Genomic DNA, 15,660 nt, shown 5'->3' on the forward strand with positions numbered 1-15,660 from the left:
AGCGTCAGACGCCGTGGCCAGCTGTTCTGCCAGCTAACACGAACTGGGTCGGGGTGGCGGGATTTGAACCCACGGCCTCTTCGTCCCGAACGAAGCGCGCTACCAAGCTGCGCCACACCCCGCTTGAAGCTCCGACAGCCTATCGCACCCGCCCATCGGCTGGCCAAACCGCTGCGCGCCGGGTCACTGCCACCGGCAGGAATGCTCGAACTCCACCAGCGCCTCGGCCGGACCGCTCAGATCCAATCCCTGTGCGCCGACCCATCCGTCGTCGAAGTAGGTGTCGTGATAGCGGTCGCCGCTGTCGGCGAGCAGCGTGACCACCGAACCGCTGCGCCGCTCGGCGACCATCTCGGCGATCAGGCCGAACGCACCCCACAGGTTGGTGCCCGTCGAGGGCCCCACCCGACGGCCCAGAACCGCGCTGACGTGGCGGGCGGCGGCGATGGACGCCGCGTCGGGCACCGCCACCATCCGGTCGACCACGCCGGGCAGAAACGACGGCTCCACCCGCGGCCGGCCGATGCCCTCGATGCGGGACGAGGCGGGCATCACCAGGTCGTCCGGGTCGTTGCGCCCTTGGGCGTAAGCGGGGAAGAATGCGGAGTTCTCCGGGTCGACGACGCACAACCGGGTCGCGTGCCGCCGGTACCGGATGTAGCGGCCGATCGTGGCGCTGGTGCCGCCGGTGCCCGCCCCGACGACGATCCACTCCGGAATCGGATGCGCCTCCTCGCCCATCTGCTCGAAGATCGACTCGGCGATGTTGTTGTTGCCCCGCCAGTCGGTGGCGCGTTCGGCGTTGGTGAACTGGTCGAGGTAATGCCCGCCGGTGTCGCGGGCGACGCGCTCGGCCTCGGCGTACACCTCGCTCGAGTTCTGCACGAAATGGCAACGGCCGCCCTGGGCTTCGATCAGTGCCACCTTGGACGAGCTGGTCGACGCGGGCATCACGGCGACGAACGGCAGACCGAGCAGGGCCGCGAAGTAGGCCTCCGATACCGCCGTCGAACCCGACGAGGCCTCGACCACCGTGGTGTTCTCGTTGATCCACCCGTTGCACAGGGCGTACAGGAACAGCGAGCGCGCCAGCCGGTGCTTCAGGCTGCCTGTGATGTGGGTGGTCTCGTCCTTGAGGTACAGCGCCACATCGGCGTCTGGACCGCTTCTAGCCCATGCCTCCGGCAGGGGGTAGCGCAGCAGGTGCGTGTCCGCGCTGCGGCGGGCGTCGGCCTGGATCAGCCGGACCGCGTTGTCCGTCCAGAACCGGGAGTGGCTGCGGACCGCGACCCGGGTCCGCTCGGTCAACGCACCGAAACTGTTGGCTGCGAACGGCTCAGGTCGCTGGCCGAATCCCGCCCGCCCATCGGCGTGGCGATCAACGTCAGCAGGGTGGCCTCGGGCCGGCAGCAGAAGCGCACCGGCGCGAACGGCGACGTGCCGATCCCGGCGGAGACGTGCAACTGCATGTTCGCGCCCCACCGGGACGGTCCCTTGGCGCGCGACCGGTCCAGGCCGCAGTTGGTCACCAGGGCGCCGTAGAGCGGCAGGCAGACCTGCCCGCCGTGGGTGTGGCCGGCCATCACCAGTTGGTAGCCGTCGGCGGCGAAGCGGTCCAACACCCGCGGCTCCGGGGAATGGGTCAGCCCGAGTCGCAGGTTCGCGGCCGGGCTGGCCGGGCCGGCGATCGTCTCGTAGCGGTCCCGGTCCAGGTGCGGGTCGTCGACGCCGCCGGCGGCGACGTGCAGGCCGGCCACCTCGAACTCGCGCCGGGTGTGGGTCAGGTCGAGCCAACCGCGCTCGGTGAAGGCCGCCCGCAGGTCCTGCCAGGGCAGCGGTTCACCGCGGACCCGGTGCGACGGGTTCGTCACGTAATTCAGCGGGTTCTTCAGGCGCGGGCCGAAGTAGTCGTTGCTGCCGAAGACGAAAACACCGGGCCGCGACAGCAGGTCGCCCAGGGCCTGCACCACCGCGGGCACCGCCTTCGGGTGCGCCAGGTTGTCGCCGGTGTTGACTACGAGGTCGGGCTCCCAGTTGCTCAGCTCCCGCAGCCAGGCCTGTTTGCGGCGCTGGTTGGGCAGCATGTGCAGGTCGCTGATGTGCAGCACCCGCAGCGGCGTGGAGCCCGGCGTCAGGACCGGCATGGTGATCTCGCGCAGCACGAAGGCGTTGCGCTCGACGACGGCGGCGTAACCGATGCCGGCGACGGCCGAACCGAGCGCGACGGCACTGGCGCGAATCAGCGTGGGCAACGCCCCGCGACGATGCGGTCCGCGCAGCGGACCACCGTGGGGGCGCCCCCAGCCGCGTAGCGGCGAGGGGGAAAGCGGGGCCATTGAACTTGCGTCAGCCATGTTGGCAGCCTACTGCCGTTGCGCTTTGGCAACGTATAGCTTGCGCGGCGGCGTCACCGGTCGCCCGGTCTACGGGGGCGGCTGCCCCGGCGGCGGAGGCGGCGGCGCCAGGAGCGGAATGGTGATCGGGGGCAGACCCGGGATCTCCACCACCTGCGAGCCGACCGGCACCGGCGCACCCTCCGGCGGCGGCGGGGGTGCCGGCGGGATGCCGTTGCTGACCTGGATGGTGACGATCGACCCGGGGATCGTCGCGCCGCTCGGCGAGGTTCCGACCACCTCGCCCTGCTTGGCGGAGCTGTTGACGAAGTTGTTCTGATCGGCGACCTGGAAGCCGGCTTCCTTCAGGCGGGCGCGCGCCGCGTCGATGTCCAGGCCCGCGACGCTGGGCACCCGCGACCCGGGTGAGCCGTCGACGTAGCGGGGATCGGTGGGCGGCAGCTGCACTGGGCCGAAGTTGGTGGCGATCGGCTTCATCGCCGTGAACCAGGTGCGCGCCGGTTCGTTACCGCCGTACAAGTCGCCCTCGCTGCAGTGGCGCAGCGGCGAGGAGCACAGGTCCGTCGGCGAGGGGGAGTCGTCGTAGATGTAGTTGGCGGCGGCGTAGTGGTTGGTGAAGCCCACGAAGCCGGAGGAGCGGTGCGCCTCGGTGGTGCCGGTCTTACCGGACATCGGCAGCGTCCAGCCCGCGGCGCCGGCCGAACCGGAGGCCGTGCCGCCGCCGACCGCGTCTTTGCTCATCGCGTTGGCCAGGGTGTTGGCCAGGCCTTCGGGCACCACCTGGTCGCAGGTCTCGGTGGTGACGGCGACCTCGTTGCCGTGCCGGTCGATCAGCTTGTCGATCGGGTTGGGCGGGCACCACGTGCCGCCGGAGGCCAGCGTCGCCGCGACGTTGGACAGCTCGAGCGCGTTGACCTCGATGGGGCCCAGCGTGAACGAGCCGATGTTCTGTCTTTTGACGAAGTCGGCGAGGCTTTCGTTGCTGTCGGGGTTGTAGTCGCGCGCGGTGCCGGGATCGGCGTAGGACCGCAGGCCGAGCTTGATCGCCATGTCCACGGTGCGGGTCACCCCGACCTGCTGAATCAGCTTGGCGAAGGCGGTGTTTGGCGAGGTGGCCAGCGCCTCGGTCACGTTCATCGACCCGCGGTAGTTGCCGGCGTTGACCACGCACCAGTTGTCCTTGGGGCAGCCCTTGGCCCCACCGCTTCCCATGCCCTTGGTCTGGAAGCGCGGCGGCACGTCGAGCGTGGCGTTGATGCCCATGCCCATGTCCAGGGCGGCGGCCGTCGTGAAGATCTTGAAGACCGAGCCCGCGCCGTCGCCGACCAGCGAGAAGGGCTGCGGGCGCATGGTTTGCCCGGCGTCGCTGTCCAGCCCGTAGGTGCGGTTGCTGGCCATCGCCATCACCTTGTGCGAGGTCTTGCCCGGCTGGATCACGCTCATCACGCTGGAGATGCCCGGCAGCGTCGGGCTCGCGTACTGGTCGATCGCCGACTTCACCGGGACCTGCACGTCGGGGTCCAGCGTGGTGCGGATCAGGTAGCCCCCGCGGGCCACCTGCTCTTTGCTGATCCCGGCGCGCGACAGGTACTCCTGGACGTAGTCGCAGAAGAACGCGCGATCGCCGGCGGCAATGCAACCCCGGGGCAGCTCGTTGGGCTGCGGCAGCACGCCCAGCGGGGCGGCCTTGGCGGCCCGCAGCGCGTCGGCCTCCTGCGGGATGTTCTCGATCATGGTGTCCAGCACCAGGTTTCGCCGCGCCAGCGCACCCTCGGGATTGGTGTAGGGGTTGAGCGCGCTGGTCGACTGCACCATGCCCGCCAGCAGCGCCGCCTGCTGCCAGTTCAGGTCCGAGGCGTTGATGCCGAAGTAGGTCTGCGCCGCGTCCTGCACTCCGAACGACCCGTTGCCGAACGACACCAGGTTCAGGTAGCGGGTGAGGATCTCGGGCTTGGTGAAGGTCTTGTCCAGCGTGAGCGCCATCCGGATCTCGCGCAGCTTGCGCGCCGGGGTGGTCTCCACGGCGGCGCGCTTCTCGGCGTCGGTCTTCGCCGTCACCAGCAACTGGTAGTTCTTGATGTACTGCTGCTCGATGGTCGAACCGCCGCGGGTGTCGACGTCGCCGCGGGCGTAGCCGGCCAGCCCGGTCAGCGTGCCCTTCCAGTCCACCCCGGCATGCTCGGCGAACCGCTTGTCCTCGATGGACACGATCGCCAGCTTCATGGTGTTGGCGATCTTGTCGCTGGGCACCTCGAAGCGCCGCTGGGAGTACAGCCAGGCGATGGTGTTGCCCTTCGCGTCGACCATCGTCGACACCGCGGGCACCTCACCCTCGAGGAGTTGGGCCGAGCCGTTGGCGACGACTTCGGAGGCCCGGTTGGACACCAGTCCCAATCCACCCGCGAACGGAAACATCAACGCGGTGGCGACGACACCGGCCAGCAAGCAATACCCCGCAAGCTTGAGGATGGTGAGGAAGGCCCGGGGGCGGTCTGACATGGCTACTACAGTAGCGGCCCCCTGTCACGCCGCCACGCTGCGCGTTCACCCACTTTTTCGCCCTGCCATTGACCAGCGTTTTACGGCTGCGGTAGGGATAAAACTTACGCCTGCGTCAGTAGTGCACCTCGCAGTGGGCGTGTCCAAGATCACTTCTTCGTCTATCGTTTTTGACGAGACGGCACGCCCGTCCCAAAAAAAGCGTTATCGGACTGTTGCGCAATTGGTGGCTGACCACCTAACTTAGACACACGGTGAGATTCAGGTAACACCGATGTACACAGTGTGGCGTAGATCGCAGGTGATGATCTGCACCCCAGGAGGGCGGTCGTGAGAGCGGCCGGTAGGGAAGGGAACAGTTCGTGTCAGGAACACGGCCTGCGGCGCGAAGGACAAACATTGCGGCCGCTCAAGGAGTACTCCGCAGCGTTGATGCCGAAGAACGGATCGCCTGGGTTTCCAAAGCACTGTGTCGAACCACCGATCCGGACGAGCTTTTCGTCCGTGGGGCCGCGCAGCGCAAAGCGGCCGTTATTTGCCGGCACTGCCCGGTGATGCAGGAGTGCGGGGCCGACGCCCTCGACAACAAGGTCGAGTTCGGCGTCTGGGGCGGCATGACCGAGCGTCAGCGCCGCGCCCTGCTCAAGCAGCACCCCGAGGTGGTTTCCTGGGCGGACTTCTTCGACAAGAGGCGGACCCGCAGCGTCGGCTGACCCGCGGACCGAGCGCCGCTGCTAGCGCAGGGGTCCTTGCGCCGCCGCGCGGGCCGCGTCATCGCCGACCGGTGCGATCTGATCGGCGAGGGCGCGCAACGCTTCCAGATCCGAGACGTCGAAAGGCAGCGACGGAACACCGATGACGGGCACGTGCGGATTGGCCCCGGTGAACCGCGACAGCAACCTGATTTCCCTCTTGGCGGTCTGCGCGCGGTCGGCGTGAATCCTGAGTACGGCCGCCGCCAGTGACGCCGCTTCGGAGTCCGTCTCGGCCTCGAGTGTTTCGGTTCCGTCGATCGCCCGCTCGGCGGGCAGCGAGCACAACGTCGGATGGGTGCGGTTCAAGACCAGTCCGGCCAGCGGCATGCCTTCGGTGGACAGCCGGTCGACGAAGAAGGAGGCCTCGCGCAGCGCATCGGGCTCGGCCGCCGACACCACGACGAACTGCGTGCCCCTCCGCTTCAGGAGCGCGTACGTGCGGTCGGCCTTCTCCCGAAAACCGCCGAAGGTGGCGTCCAGCGATTGCACGAAGGCGGCCGCGTCGCTCAACATCTGTGAGCCGAGCACGGTGGACATCGCCTTCATCGCCAAACCCATTGCGCCGGTGACCAATCGGCCGATGCCCCGGCCCGGCGCGAGCAGCAGCCGCCAAAGCCGGCTGTCCATGAAGCTGCCCAGCCGCTTGGGCGCGTCCAGGAAGTCCAGCGCGTTGCGCGACGGCGGGGTGTCCACCACCACCAAATCCCAACGGTCCTCGGCCAATAGTTGGCCGAGCTTTTCCATCGCCATGTACTCCTGCGTGCCGGCGAGCGAGCTGGCGACCGTTTGATAGAACTGGTTGTCCAGAATCGCTTGGGCGCGACCGGTTCCGGAGTACTGGACGACCATTTCGTCGAACGTGCGGCGCATGTCGAGCATCATTGCGTGCAGCTCGCCGGGAACCTCGGGGGCCAGGGGCACGCGTTGTGGGGTGTTGCCCAGGTCGTTGACCCCGAGCGCCTGGGCCAGCCGCTTGGCCGGGTCGATCGTCAAAACGCAGACGTTGCGGCCGTATTCGGCCGCGCGCAACGCCATCGCGGCCGCGGTGGTGGTCTTGCCCACCCCGCCGGCCCCGCAGCACACCACCACACGATTCGTCGTGTCGGCCAGGATCGCCGCCATATCAAGCCTATTCGGCGTGGTACTCATCGGACCCCCTGCTGCGCAAGCACTTCCGAGAGCTCGTAGAGGCTGCCCAGGTCGACACCGTCGGAGATCGTCGGCAGTTCGAGCCGCGGCACCTTCAACGCGTCCAGCTGTTGCGCGATCTCGGCGCGCGCGGCGATGACCGTCGCGTGTTCGATGGTTTCGGTCAGCAGACCCGCGAAGTCGGTGTCGTTCAGCTTGATCCCCGCCATTTCCAGCCCGGTCCGCACCGAGTCCGCGTCGACGTGACCCTCGGCGGCCTTGGCCAGGTCGGCGGGCTGCAGGTGCGACGCGATGTTGCGATTCACGATCACGCTGCCGATCGGCAGCTCCATCTCGGCGAGTTCCTCGATCGCCTCGAGCGTTTCCTGCACCGGCAAGGCCTCCAACAGGGTGACGAGGTGGATTGCGGTCTGCTCGGAGTGCAGCAGTTTCACCACGCCCTCGCTCTGCGAGTGCACCGGCCCGCCCTTGGCCAGATCCGACACGGCCTTGGTGACGTCCAGGAAGCGGGCGATCCGTCCCGTCGGCGGCGCGTCGACCACGACCGCGTCGTAAACGGGGTTCTTGGACCCCTTGTTCAGCCGCACCACCGATTCCTTGATCTTTCCGGTCAGCAGCACGTCGCGCAGGCCGGGCGCGATCGTCGTCGCGAACTCGATGGCCCCGATGCGGCGCATCGCCCGCCCGGCGATGCCGAGGTTGTAGAACATGTCCAGGTACTCCAGGAAGGCCGCCTCGATGTCGATCGCCAGGGCGTTGACCTGGCCGCCCCGCTCGGCCGTCGCGATCTTGACTTCCTGGTAGGGCAGCGGCGGCACGTCGAAGAGTTGCGCAATGCCTTGCCGTCCTTCGACTTCAACGAGGAGGACCTTGCGGCCCCCCGCCGCCAGGGTCAGCGCCAGCGCGGCCGCTATCGTCGATTTGCCCGTGCCGCCTTTGCCGGTGACGAAATGCAGGCGGGCCTTCGACAACCGCGCCGGCCAGCCGACGGCGCCACCGCCGCTCGATGTGTTTGCCACCTTCGCATGCTAGCCCGGCCGGGGCGCGGCCCCCGGGCAGGCCAGAGTCGTTCACACCCGACCGATAAGCTCGCGCCATGAGCCAACCGATCGCATGGGAATACGTCACGGTCCCGCTGCTGACGCACGCCACCAAACAGATTCTCGACCAGTGGGGTGCCGACGGTTGGGAGCTGGTGTCCGTGCTGCCCGGGCCGACCGGCGAGCAACACGTCGCGTATCTGAAGCGCCCGAAGTAGATGACCGCTTCGGCCCGGCTCGCGGAACTCGGTGTCGTGCTGCCGGAGGTGGTGGCCCCGTTGGCCGCCTACGTGCCCGCGGTGCGCACGGGCGACCTGGTCTACACCGCGGGTCAGCTGCCGATGAACGCCGGGCAGCTGGCCGCGACGGGCAAGGTGGGGGCCCACGTCAGCCCGGAGGCGGGCAAGGCGCTGGCGCGGATCTGCGCGCTCAACGCCTTGGCCGCCGTCGATTCGCTGGTAGGTATCGACGCGGTGACGCGGGTGGTCAAGGTCGTCGGCTTCGTCGCGTCGGCCCCCGGTTTCAACGGCCAGCCCAGCGTCATCAACGGGGCCTCCGAGTTCCTGGCCGAGGTGTTCGGCGATGGCGGCGCGCACGCGCGGTCGGCGGTCGGCGTGTCCGAGCTGCCGCTGGATGCGCCGGTGGAAGTGGAGCTGATCGTGGAGGTCGGGCCACGACCGTGACCGCCGCGCCCGAGTCGCTGAGCCACCCCGCCTACGGCAGGCTGCGGGCGGTCACCGAGACCGCCTCGGTCCTGCTGGCCGACAACCCGGGGTTGCTGACCCTCGAGGGCACCAACACGTGGGTGCTGCGCGGCAAGGGCAGCGACGAGCTGGTGGTGGTGGATCCCGGCCCGGACGACGACGAGCACATCGCCCGGGTTGCCGGGCTGGGCCGGATCACGCTGGTGCTCATCAGTCATCGGCATGGCGATCACACCGACGGCATCGACAAGCTCGTCGAGCGCACCGGCGCGACGGTGCGGTCGGCGGGCAGCGGGTTCTTGCGCGGCCTCGGCGGTCACCTGACCGACGGCGAGGTGATCGACGCGGCCGGTCTGAAGATCAAGGTGATGGCCACCCCCGGCCACACCGCCGACTCGCTGTCGTTTCTGGTCGACGACGCGGTGCTGACCGCGGACACCGTGTTGGGCCGCGGCACCACCGTCATCGATTCCGAAGACGGCAGCCTGGCCGACTATTTGGAATCGCTGCGGCGGTTGCGCGGCCTGGGGCCGCGTACGGTGCTGCCCGGTCACGGGCCCGACCTGGCCGACCTGGAGGCGGTCGCATCGGGTTACCTCACACACCGGCACGAGCGCCTGGAGCAGGTGCGCGCGGCGCTGCGCGACCTCGGCGAGGACGCCACCGCGCGCCAGGTCGTCGAACACGTCTATGTGGACGTCGACGAGAAACTCTGGGACGCGGCCGAATGGTCCGTTCAGGCGCAGCTGAACTATTTGCAGCGAGACTGAAAATCTGCGGGAGAAGTGCGTAAAAGGGCCCGCGGAATTACAGGCTCGGCGCACAATTTGCGCCCGCGCTTCGCGCGCGCTTACCTCGCTCGGGGTTCGGATTCTCGCTCGGTTGCGCCCGCGCTTCGCGCGCGCTTACCTCGCTCGGCGCGCGAGCCTTTCGGAGTCCGAAATCAGCACGCTCTTGCCCTCCAGGCGGATCCAGCCGCGGTGGGCGAAATCGGCCAGCGCCTTGTTCACCGTCTCCCGCGAGGCGCCCACCAGCTGGGCGATCTCCTCCTGGGTCAGGTCGTGGGTGACCCGCATGGCGCCACCCTCCTGGGTGCCGAAACGCTGGGCGAGCTGCAACAGCTGCTTGGCCACCCGGCCGGGCACGTCGGTGAAGATGAGGTCGGCCAGGTTGTTGTTGGTGCGGCGCAGCCGTCGGGCCAGCACCCGCAACAGCTGCTCGGCGATCTCGGGCCGGTCGGCGATCCACGCCCGCAGCGCGTCGCGGTCCATCGACACCGCGCGCACCTCGGTGATGGTGGTCGCGCTGGAGGTCCGCGGGCCGGGGTCGAAAATAGACAGTTCGCCGAACATGTCCGACGGGCCCATGATCGTCAGCAGGTTTTCCCGGCCATCGGGTGAGCGACGGCCGATTTTCACCTTCCCGGAGACGATGATGTAGAGCCGATCGCCGGGCTCGCCTTCGGCGAAGACCGTGTGCCCACGGGGAAAGTCGACGGGTTGCAGCTGCTTGGTCAGCGCGGCGACCGCGCCCGGCTCAACCCCCTGGAAGATTCCTGCTCTTGCCAGGATCTCGTCCACATTGCCTCTTCAGATTTTCAATGTTTGTGATACGGCCAGGTTAATCCCGAGCTCGCGTGATGAGTCTAGCGGTAGGTCATTTTGTCCAACGTGCAACGCTACACACGATTGACGTGTCTAGTGGCCTTAAACTGCGGATTGCTGCGCGAATGCGCGTGAATTCGCGTCGGCAATGTCAGCTCGGCGTGGTCGACGAAGCTGGCGGCAAACGACGGCGCCGCGTGCCGGGGCGCGGCGGTCAGCCCGGCCGGCGCGGCGTCGGCGAGTTCGCGAGCCTCGCGCCGATGCAGGAATTCCAGGGCCTCCGGCATGCCCTCGCGCGCCAGCGTGCGCAGGTCCACGAGCTCCGCCTGCTCGAAAAGCTCGGTGACCGCGATCATCGCGACGTCCTCGCGGGCCAGCCCCCGTTCGAGCCGTCCCAAGCCGAGCGCCGCCAGCATCAGCAGCCCGGGAACGCAGGCCACCAGCAACCATGACACAAGGAGAGTAAACATGGCCTTCAATCAACACGAGGTCTCGGCGAGATCACGAAATCAGTACTCTGTCGTAGGTGACCGCCGCAAAGTCGTCCGGACGCTCGAAGTCGGCACCGGCCCCTGCCGGCGGCGACGCCGCGCGGCGCTGGGCTGAGGAAACCCGGGTCGGCCTGGTGCGGCGGGCTCGCCGAATGAATCGGGCGCTCGCGCAGGCGTTTCCGGACGCGCACTGCGAGCTGGACTTCACGACACCGCTGGAGCTGACGGTCGCCACCATCCTGTCCGCGCAGAGCACCGACAAACGGGTGAATCTGACGACGCCGGCCCTGTTCAAGCGGTACCCCACGGCGCTGGACTACGCGCAGGCGGACCGCGACGAACTGGAGACGCTGATCCGTCCGACGGGGTTCTTCCGGAACAAGGCGACCTCGCTGATCGGCCTCGGTCAGGCCCTGGTCGAACGGTTCGACGGCGAGGTGCCGTCCACCATGGAAGAACTGGTCACGCTGCCCGGGGTGGGCCGCAAGACCGCCAACGTCATCCTGGGCAACGCCTTTGGGGTTCCGGGCATCACCGTCGACACCCATTTCGCGCGGCTGCTGCACCGATGGCGCTGGACCACCGACAAGGACCCGGTCAAGATCGAGCGGGCGGCGGGGGAACTGATCGAGCGCAGCGAGTGGACCATGTTGAGCCACCGCGTGATCTTCCACGGCCGTCGGGTGTGCCATGCGCGCAAGCCGGCTTGCGGGGTCTGCGTGGTGGCCAAGGATTGCCCGTCCTTCGGCCTTGGCCCCACCGAGCCGCTACTGGCCGCGCCCCTGGTGCGCGGACCGGAGACCGAGCACCTGCTGGCGCTGGCCGGCCTGTAGAGCACGGCTTTGACGCGCACCACGCGCTGGACGATCGCGATCCTCGCGGTGGTGGCGGCGCTGATCGCGGCCCTGGTGGCCCAGCTGCGCGACCAGTCCGCGTCGACGACTCGGCCCGGCGCCGCGGTCAACGCGCCGGACCGCGAACATCGGGACGCCGACACACCCGGGGCGCTGGCGGGACCGCGGCAGCGGGCCGATCTGGCGCCCTGTCCGGGCGCCGGCGACGGCCCCGGGCCGCCGGCGCTGCGGGGCATCACGGTCGAGTGCGCGGCCGACGGCTCGGTTGTCGACGTGGCACGCGCGCTGGCCGGGCGACGGGTGGTCCTCAACCTGTGGGCGTATTGGTGCGCGCCGTGCGCGGCGGAACTGCCCGCGATGGCGGAGTATCAACGGCGAGCCGGGCCCGACGTGACGGTGGTGACGGTGCATCAGGATGAGAACGAGACGGCCGCGTTGCTGCGGCTCGCCGAACTGGGCGTTCGGCTGCCCACCCTGCAGGATGGCCGCCGCCGGGTCGCGGCGGCGCTGGGTGTCGCAAACGTCATGCCCGCGACGGTGGTTCTGCGGCCGGACGGTAGCGTTGCGCAGATGCTGCCGCGGGCTTTCGACAGTGCCGACGAAATCGCCGCCGCAGTCGGAAAAGACAAGGGATAAGCCGAAAATTGGACCGACTGGAGCGCCCGGTGAGCGTTGGGGGCACGCCCCCGCCCGCGGGCGGCGCGGCACGGGACCCGGCGCGGGGGGCGGTTGCCCTGACGCCCGACGCCGCCCCGCCTTGGCTGCGCCCCCTGGTTGATAACGTCGAGCGGATGCCGGAGGCGTACCGGCGGCGGCTGCCGGCCGATGTGCTGGCGATGATCACCGGCAAGGCGGTGTCGGCGCTGCGGGGCGGCGGCCGGGAAGCGGCCGTCCTGGTGTTGTTCTCGGGGCCGGAGTTGGCGACCGACGGCGGCGGTGTCCCCGACGACGCCGACTTGCTGCTCACCGTGCGAGCCTCCACGCTGCGCCACCACGCGGGCCAGGCCGCCTTTCCCGGCGGGGCTTCCGATCCGACCGACGACGGCCCGGTGGCCACCGCGTTGCGGGAAGCCCGGGAGGAGACCGGAATCGACGTCTCCCGGTTGCGCCCTCTGGTCACGATGGAGCGCACGTTCATCGCGCCGTCGCGGTTTCACGTCGTCCCGGTGCTGGCCTACTCACCCGATCCCGGACCGGTGGCCGTGGTCAACGAGGCCGAAACCGCGATCGTCGCGCGAGTTCCGGTGCGCGCCTTCATCAATCCGGCCAACCGGCTGATGGTGTACCGGGGCGACCTCGGGCGCCGCTGGGCCGGACCGGCGTTTCTGCTGAACGAGATGCTGGTTTGGGGATTCACTGGCCAGGTGATTTGTGCGATGCTCGACGTCGCCGGCTGGGCCCAGCCCTGGGACACCACCGACGTCCGCGAATTGGACGCGGCGATGGCGCTGGTCGGCGACCAGGGTGGTGCCCACCGATGAACATGAATTCGATGACCCCATCCCAATGGCTGGACATCGCCGTGCTGTCGGTCGCGTTCATCGCGGCCGTCTCGGGCTGGCGTTCCGGCGCGGTGGGGTCGCTGTTTTCGTTCGTGGGTGTGTTGCTGGGCGCGATCGCGGGCGTACTGCTGGCGCCCCACCTGGTCAGCCACATCGCCGCGCCGCGGGCCAAGCTGTTCGCCGCCCTGTTTTTGATCCTCGCCCTGGTGGTCATCGGCGAGGTCGCCGGGGTGGTGCTGGGCCGGGCGGTGCGCGGCGCGATCCGCAGCCGCACCATCCGAACGGTCGACTCGTTCATCGGCGTCGGGGTCCAGCTGGTGGTGGTCCTGACCGCGGCCTGGCTGTTGGCCACCCCGCTGACGCAGTCCAAGGACCAGCCGGAGCTGGCCGCCGCGGTCCGCGGCTCGCGGGTGCTGGCCCAGGTCAACGATGTCGCCCCGCCGTGGCTGAAGACGGTGCCCAAACGGCTTTCGGCCCTGCTGAACACCTCGGGCCTGCCCGCCGTGCTCGAGCCGTTCAGCCGCACTCCGGTGATTCCGGTCGCCTCGCCGGACCCCGCGCTGGCCAGCAATCCGGTGGTGCAGTCCACCGCGCCCAGCGTCGTGAAGGTGCGCAGCCTGGCTCCCAGTTGCCAAAAAGTGTTGGAGGGCAGCGGGTTTGTGGTCGCCCCCGACCGGGTGATGACCAACGCCCACGTGGTGGCCGGCTCCAACAGTGTGCAGATCTACGCCAGCGGAAATCCGCTGGACGCCACCGTCGTCTCCTACGACCCGTCGGTCGACATCGCCATCCTCGCCGTGCCCAACCTGCCGCCCCCGCCCTTGGCGTTCGCCCAGACCGAGGCGAAAACGGGTACCAGCGTTGTGGTGCTCGGTTATCCCGGCGGCGGTAACTTCACCGCGACCCCGGCCCGCATTCGCGAGGTCATCAAACTCAGCGGCCCCGACATCTATCGCGACCCCGCGCCGGTCACCCGCGACGTATACACCATCAGAGCCAATGTGGAGCAAGGGAATTCGGGCGGGCCGTTGATCGACCTGAACGGTCAGGTGCTCGGTGTGGTGTTCGGTGCGGCGGTCGACGACCCCGACACCGGGTTCGTGTTGACGGCCGACGAGGTGAACAGTCAGCTCGCCAAGATCGGTGACACCCAACAGGTCACCACCGGCGCCTGCGTCAGCTGACCACCGAGTCCAGGAACCGCGTCAAGTGCCGGTTGATTTCATCCGGGGCCTCTTCGTGGCTGAAATGCCCTGCGCCGGAGATTGATACATAACGTCCCTGCGGCGCATAACGCTGCGTCCGGTCGACCGGGTCGGCCAGCACGTAGGGGTCCGCTTCGCCGCGCAGGTGTAGCAGCGGCACGCTGAGCTGCTGGCTCATCGACTTCATGAATCGCCGCCCCTCGTCGCGCAGCTGGCTGCGCACCGCCCAGCGCTGATATTCCAGCGCGCAGTGCGCCGCCGACGGAATCTGGATTGCCAGCCGCTGGTAACGGATTGCTTCGGAAAAGTCCTCTGAGGCAAGCCATTTGGCGCAGCTGCGGCTGCGGACCAGGCGCTCGATCTCGGCCCCGTTGTCGCGGGTCAGCAGCCGTTCCGGCCACACGGGCACCTGGTAGCGCAGCAGCGTCGCCAACAGCGCATAACCTTGGTCGCGGCGGGTCAGCGTGGACCGGCGCAGCGCCGCCGGGTGCGGGGAACTGATCAGGGCGATGGCCGACACCAACCGCGCGTGCAGCAGCGCGGTGGCCCAGCACGCCAGCCCGCCGTCGGCGTGGCCGACCAGCGTCGCCGAGGAGTGCCCCAGCGCCCGGATGAGGCCGGCGGTGTCGCCGGCCAGCGTCCACCCGTCGTAACCCCGGGGTGGCTTGTCGCTGCCGCCGTAGCCGCGCAGGTCGACCGCGACCACCCGGGCCCCGGTCAGTCCCCGTAACTGGTGGCGCCACGACCACCAGAACGAACCGAAACCGTGCAGCAGCATCACCAGCGGTCGGGCCGTGGACGCTGCGGTCGGGTCAGCGTCGGGGCGCAGCGCCTCCACGACGTGGAACCGGATGCCGTTGGCGTGCACGTCCAAATGCCGCCACGGCCCGTCGATGCGGGTTACCGACGGGTCCGGCGGGGCCACTTACCAACCCGATGGGTCGGTCTCGTGCTTCCCGCGCTCCTCGAGCTGTTTGGCCGCGCCCTGCGCCTTGTCATGGCCCGGGGTGAGGGCGGTACGCGTCTCCTTGACCGACTCGATGGTCTCCCGCGGCCCGCGGATCCGGCGCACCTTGAGGAAGCCCAGCAGGGCCAGCACGGCCCCGACCACCACCTGGATCCCGAACACGATCAGGAAAGCCACCCAGCGCCACAGCCAGGTGTCAAGCAGCTCGGCCACGAAGAAGAAGAAAAAGAAGGTGGAGTAGAACAGCACCACCAGCGCCGCGATGAAGAAGACGCTGCCGGTCAGCCCCTTCTTGACGTCGCGGGTGATCTCGGCGCGGGCCAGCTCGACCTCGGCGCGCACCAGCGTGGAGACCTGCGTCGTCGCGTCCTTGATCAGATCACCGATCGAGGGTTCCGCGGGGCGGGCGTGCGGGTCGGTCAGGGGGACCGTGGTCAGGGTGCTGGGCACACCGTTCTTGCCATCGGCTTTGCTCACAGACGGTCCCCTCTTTCGTCGCTGCCCGGCTCGCTGTCGTCGCGGTTCATGTTGCCATG

At 68.9% G+C, this 15,660-nt stretch carries 17 protein-coding genes and 1 tRNA gene; 8 read left to right on the forward strand and 10 right to left on the reverse strand.

Annotation, left to right across the window (positions count from 1 at the left end; genetic code table 11):
- Positions 1–48: 48 nt before the first annotated feature.
- The 4 genes from ACEL92_RS02425 to ponA2 all read right to left on the reverse strand — a co-directional run bounded on the left by ACEL92_RS02425 (position 49) and on the right by ponA2 (position 4,853).
- A tRNA-Pro gene (locus tag ACEL92_RS02425) sits at positions 49–122 on the reverse strand.
- A gap of 61 nt (positions 123–183) precedes the next feature.
- Positions 184–1,308 (reverse strand): PLP-dependent cysteine synthase family protein, encoded by a 1,125-nt coding sequence (locus tag ACEL92_RS02430; RefSeq protein ID WP_374024079.1) that lies wholly within the window; start codon positions 1,306–1,308, stop codon positions 184–186.
- A complete protein-coding gene (locus tag ACEL92_RS02435) occupies positions 1,305–2,354 on the reverse strand; it encodes a metallophosphoesterase (protein WP_374024080.1) in 1,050 nt (349 codons plus the stop codon). The genes ACEL92_RS02430 and ACEL92_RS02435 overlap by 4 nt, the downstream gene beginning before the upstream one ends.
- 69 nt (positions 2,355–2,423) lie before the next feature.
- On the reverse strand, positions 2,424–4,853 hold the full coding sequence (gene ponA2 / locus ACEL92_RS02440) for a transglycosylase/D,D-transpeptidase PonA2 (protein WP_374024081.1): 2,430 nt from the start codon (positions 4,851–4,853) through the stop codon (positions 2,424–2,426).
- 362 nt (positions 4,854–5,215) lie between these two features.
- On the opposite strand from ponA2, the gene ACEL92_RS02445 reads away from it, so the two are divergent.
- Positions 5,216–5,566 (forward strand): WhiB family transcriptional regulator, encoded by a 351-nt coding sequence (locus ACEL92_RS02445; protein ID WP_065443482.1) that lies wholly within the window; start codon positions 5,216–5,218, stop codon positions 5,564–5,566.
- Between the two features lie 21 nt (positions 5,567–5,587).
- Here ACEL92_RS02445 and ACEL92_RS02450 read toward each other — a convergent pair whose 3' ends face one another.
- Together ACEL92_RS02450 and ACEL92_RS02455 are read right to left on the reverse strand one after the other, a co-directional pair.
- Positions 5,588–6,757, reverse strand: coding sequence for an ArsA family ATPase (locus ACEL92_RS02450; RefSeq protein ID WP_067270749.1), 1,170 nt, complete (start codon positions 6,755–6,757; stop codon positions 5,588–5,590).
- A complete protein-coding gene (locus ACEL92_RS02455; protein WP_374024082.1) occupies positions 6,754–7,776 on the reverse strand; it encodes an ArsA-related P-loop ATPase in 1,023 nt (340 codons plus the stop codon). The genes ACEL92_RS02450 and ACEL92_RS02455 overlap by 4 nt, the downstream gene beginning before the upstream one ends.
- 77 nt (positions 7,777–7,853) lie before the next feature.
- Here ACEL92_RS02455 and ACEL92_RS02460 point away from each other — a divergent pair, with 77 nt between their 5' ends.
- From ACEL92_RS02460 to ACEL92_RS02470, 3 genes are read left to right on the forward strand one after another with little or no spacing between them, the layout of a single operon-like run.
- On the forward strand, positions 7,854–8,015 hold the full coding sequence (locus ACEL92_RS02460; protein WP_073871548.1) for a DUF4177 domain-containing protein: 162 nt from the start codon (positions 7,854–7,856) through the stop codon (positions 8,013–8,015).
- Positions 8,016–8,480 (forward strand): RidA family protein, encoded by a 465-nt coding sequence (locus tag ACEL92_RS02465; protein ID WP_374024083.1) that lies wholly within the window; start codon positions 8,016–8,018, stop codon positions 8,478–8,480.
- Positions 8,477–9,271, forward strand: coding sequence for an MBL fold metallo-hydrolase (locus ACEL92_RS02470; RefSeq protein WP_374024084.1), 795 nt, complete (start codon positions 8,477–8,479; stop codon positions 9,269–9,271). The genes ACEL92_RS02465 and ACEL92_RS02470 overlap by 4 nt, the downstream gene beginning before the upstream one ends.
- Before the next feature lie 135 nt (positions 9,272–9,406).
- Here the strand turns inward: ACEL92_RS02470 and crp are convergent, their stop codons facing one another.
- On the reverse strand, positions 9,407–10,081 hold the full coding sequence (gene crp, locus ACEL92_RS02475) for a cAMP-activated global transcriptional regulator CRP (protein WP_044508824.1): 675 nt from the start codon (positions 10,079–10,081) through the stop codon (positions 9,407–9,409).
- Between the two features lie 98 nt (positions 10,082–10,179).
- Positions 10,180–10,575: a hypothetical protein gene (locus ACEL92_RS02480; RefSeq protein ID WP_374024085.1), complete on the reverse strand. Its 396-nt coding sequence runs from the start codon at positions 10,573–10,575 to the stop codon at positions 10,180–10,182.
- A gap of 173 nt (positions 10,576–10,748) precedes the next feature.
- On the opposite strand from ACEL92_RS02480, the gene nth reads away from it, so the two are divergent.
- Genes nth through marP form a run of 4 tightly spaced genes read left to right on the forward strand, consistent with a single transcriptional unit; the run spans position 10,749 to position 14,136 of the window.
- Positions 10,749–11,429, forward strand: a complete 681-nt coding sequence (gene nth / locus ACEL92_RS02485) for an endonuclease III (RefSeq protein ID WP_374026053.1) — start codon at positions 10,749–10,751, stop codon at positions 11,427–11,429.
- 9 nt (positions 11,430–11,438) lie between these two features.
- Positions 11,439–12,086: a TlpA family protein disulfide reductase gene (locus tag ACEL92_RS02490; RefSeq protein ID WP_374024086.1), complete on the forward strand. Its 648-nt coding sequence runs from the start codon at positions 11,439–11,441 to the stop codon at positions 12,084–12,086.
- A 29-nt stretch (positions 12,087–12,115) separates the two neighbouring features.
- Positions 12,116–12,931 carry a CoA pyrophosphatase gene (locus ACEL92_RS02495; protein WP_374024087.1) on the forward strand — a complete coding sequence of 272 codons (816 nt, stop codon included), beginning with the start codon at positions 12,116–12,118 and terminating at the stop codon, positions 12,929–12,931.
- 11 nt (positions 12,932–12,942) lie between these two features.
- Positions 12,943–14,136, forward strand: coding sequence for an acid resistance serine protease MarP (marP, locus tag ACEL92_RS02500; protein ID WP_374024088.1), 1,194 nt, complete (start codon positions 12,943–12,945; stop codon positions 14,134–14,136).
- On the opposite strand, the gene ACEL92_RS02505 is transcribed toward marP, so the two are convergent.
- Both ACEL92_RS02505 and ACEL92_RS02510 read right to left on the reverse strand, forming a co-directional pair.
- Positions 14,129–15,082: an alpha/beta fold hydrolase gene (locus tag ACEL92_RS02505; RefSeq protein ID WP_374024089.1), complete on the reverse strand. Its 954-nt coding sequence runs from the start codon at positions 15,080–15,082 to the stop codon at positions 14,129–14,131. The genes marP and ACEL92_RS02505 overlap by 8 nt on opposite strands.
- The gene (locus ACEL92_RS02510; protein WP_374024090.1) at positions 15,083–15,601 is read right to left on the reverse strand and encodes a phage holin family protein; all 519 of its coding nucleotides are present in this window, start codon (positions 15,599–15,601) and stop codon (positions 15,083–15,085) included. It lies immediately after the preceding gene.
- Positions 15,602–15,660 lie beyond the last annotated feature (59 nt).

The sequence above is a fragment of the Mycobacterium hainanense genome, from assembly GCF_041890355.1.
GTDB classification, from domain to species: domain Bacteria; phylum Actinomycetota; class Actinomycetes; order Mycobacteriales; family Mycobacteriaceae; genus Mycobacterium; species Mycobacterium hainanense.

What these genes read in the sequence shown, in the direction of transcription:
- ACEL92_RS02435 (WP_374024080.1), bottom strand. Translation starts at nt 2,354, where the DNA reads ATGGCTGACGCAAGTTCAATGGCCCCGCTTTCCCCCTCGCCGCTACGC.
- marP (WP_374024088.1), top strand. Translation starts at nt 12,943, where the DNA reads ATGACCCCATCCCAATGGCTGGACATCGCCGTGCTGTCGGTCGCGTTC.
- ACEL92_RS02460 (WP_073871548.1), top strand. Translation starts at nt 7,854, where the DNA reads ATGAGCCAACCGATCGCATGGGAATACGTCACGGTCCCGCTGCTGACG.
- ponA2 (WP_374024081.1), bottom strand. Translation starts at nt 4,853, where the DNA reads ATGTCAGACCGCCCCCGGGCCTTCCTCACCATCCTCAAGCTTGCGGGG.
- ACEL92_RS02480 (WP_374024085.1), bottom strand. Translation starts at nt 10,575, where the DNA reads ATGTTTACTCTCCTTGTGTCATGGTTGCTGGTGGCCTGCGTTCCCGGG.
- ACEL92_RS02450 (WP_067270749.1), bottom strand. Translation starts at nt 6,757, where the DNA reads ATGAGTACCACGCCGAATAGGCTTGATATGGCGGCGATCCTGGCCGAC.
- nth (WP_374026053.1), top strand. Translation starts at nt 10,749, where the DNA reads ATGAATCGGGCGCTCGCGCAGGCGTTTCCGGACGCGCACTGCGAGCTG.
- ACEL92_RS02465 (WP_374024083.1), top strand. Translation starts at nt 8,016, where the DNA reads ATGACCGCTTCGGCCCGGCTCGCGGAACTCGGTGTCGTGCTGCCGGAG.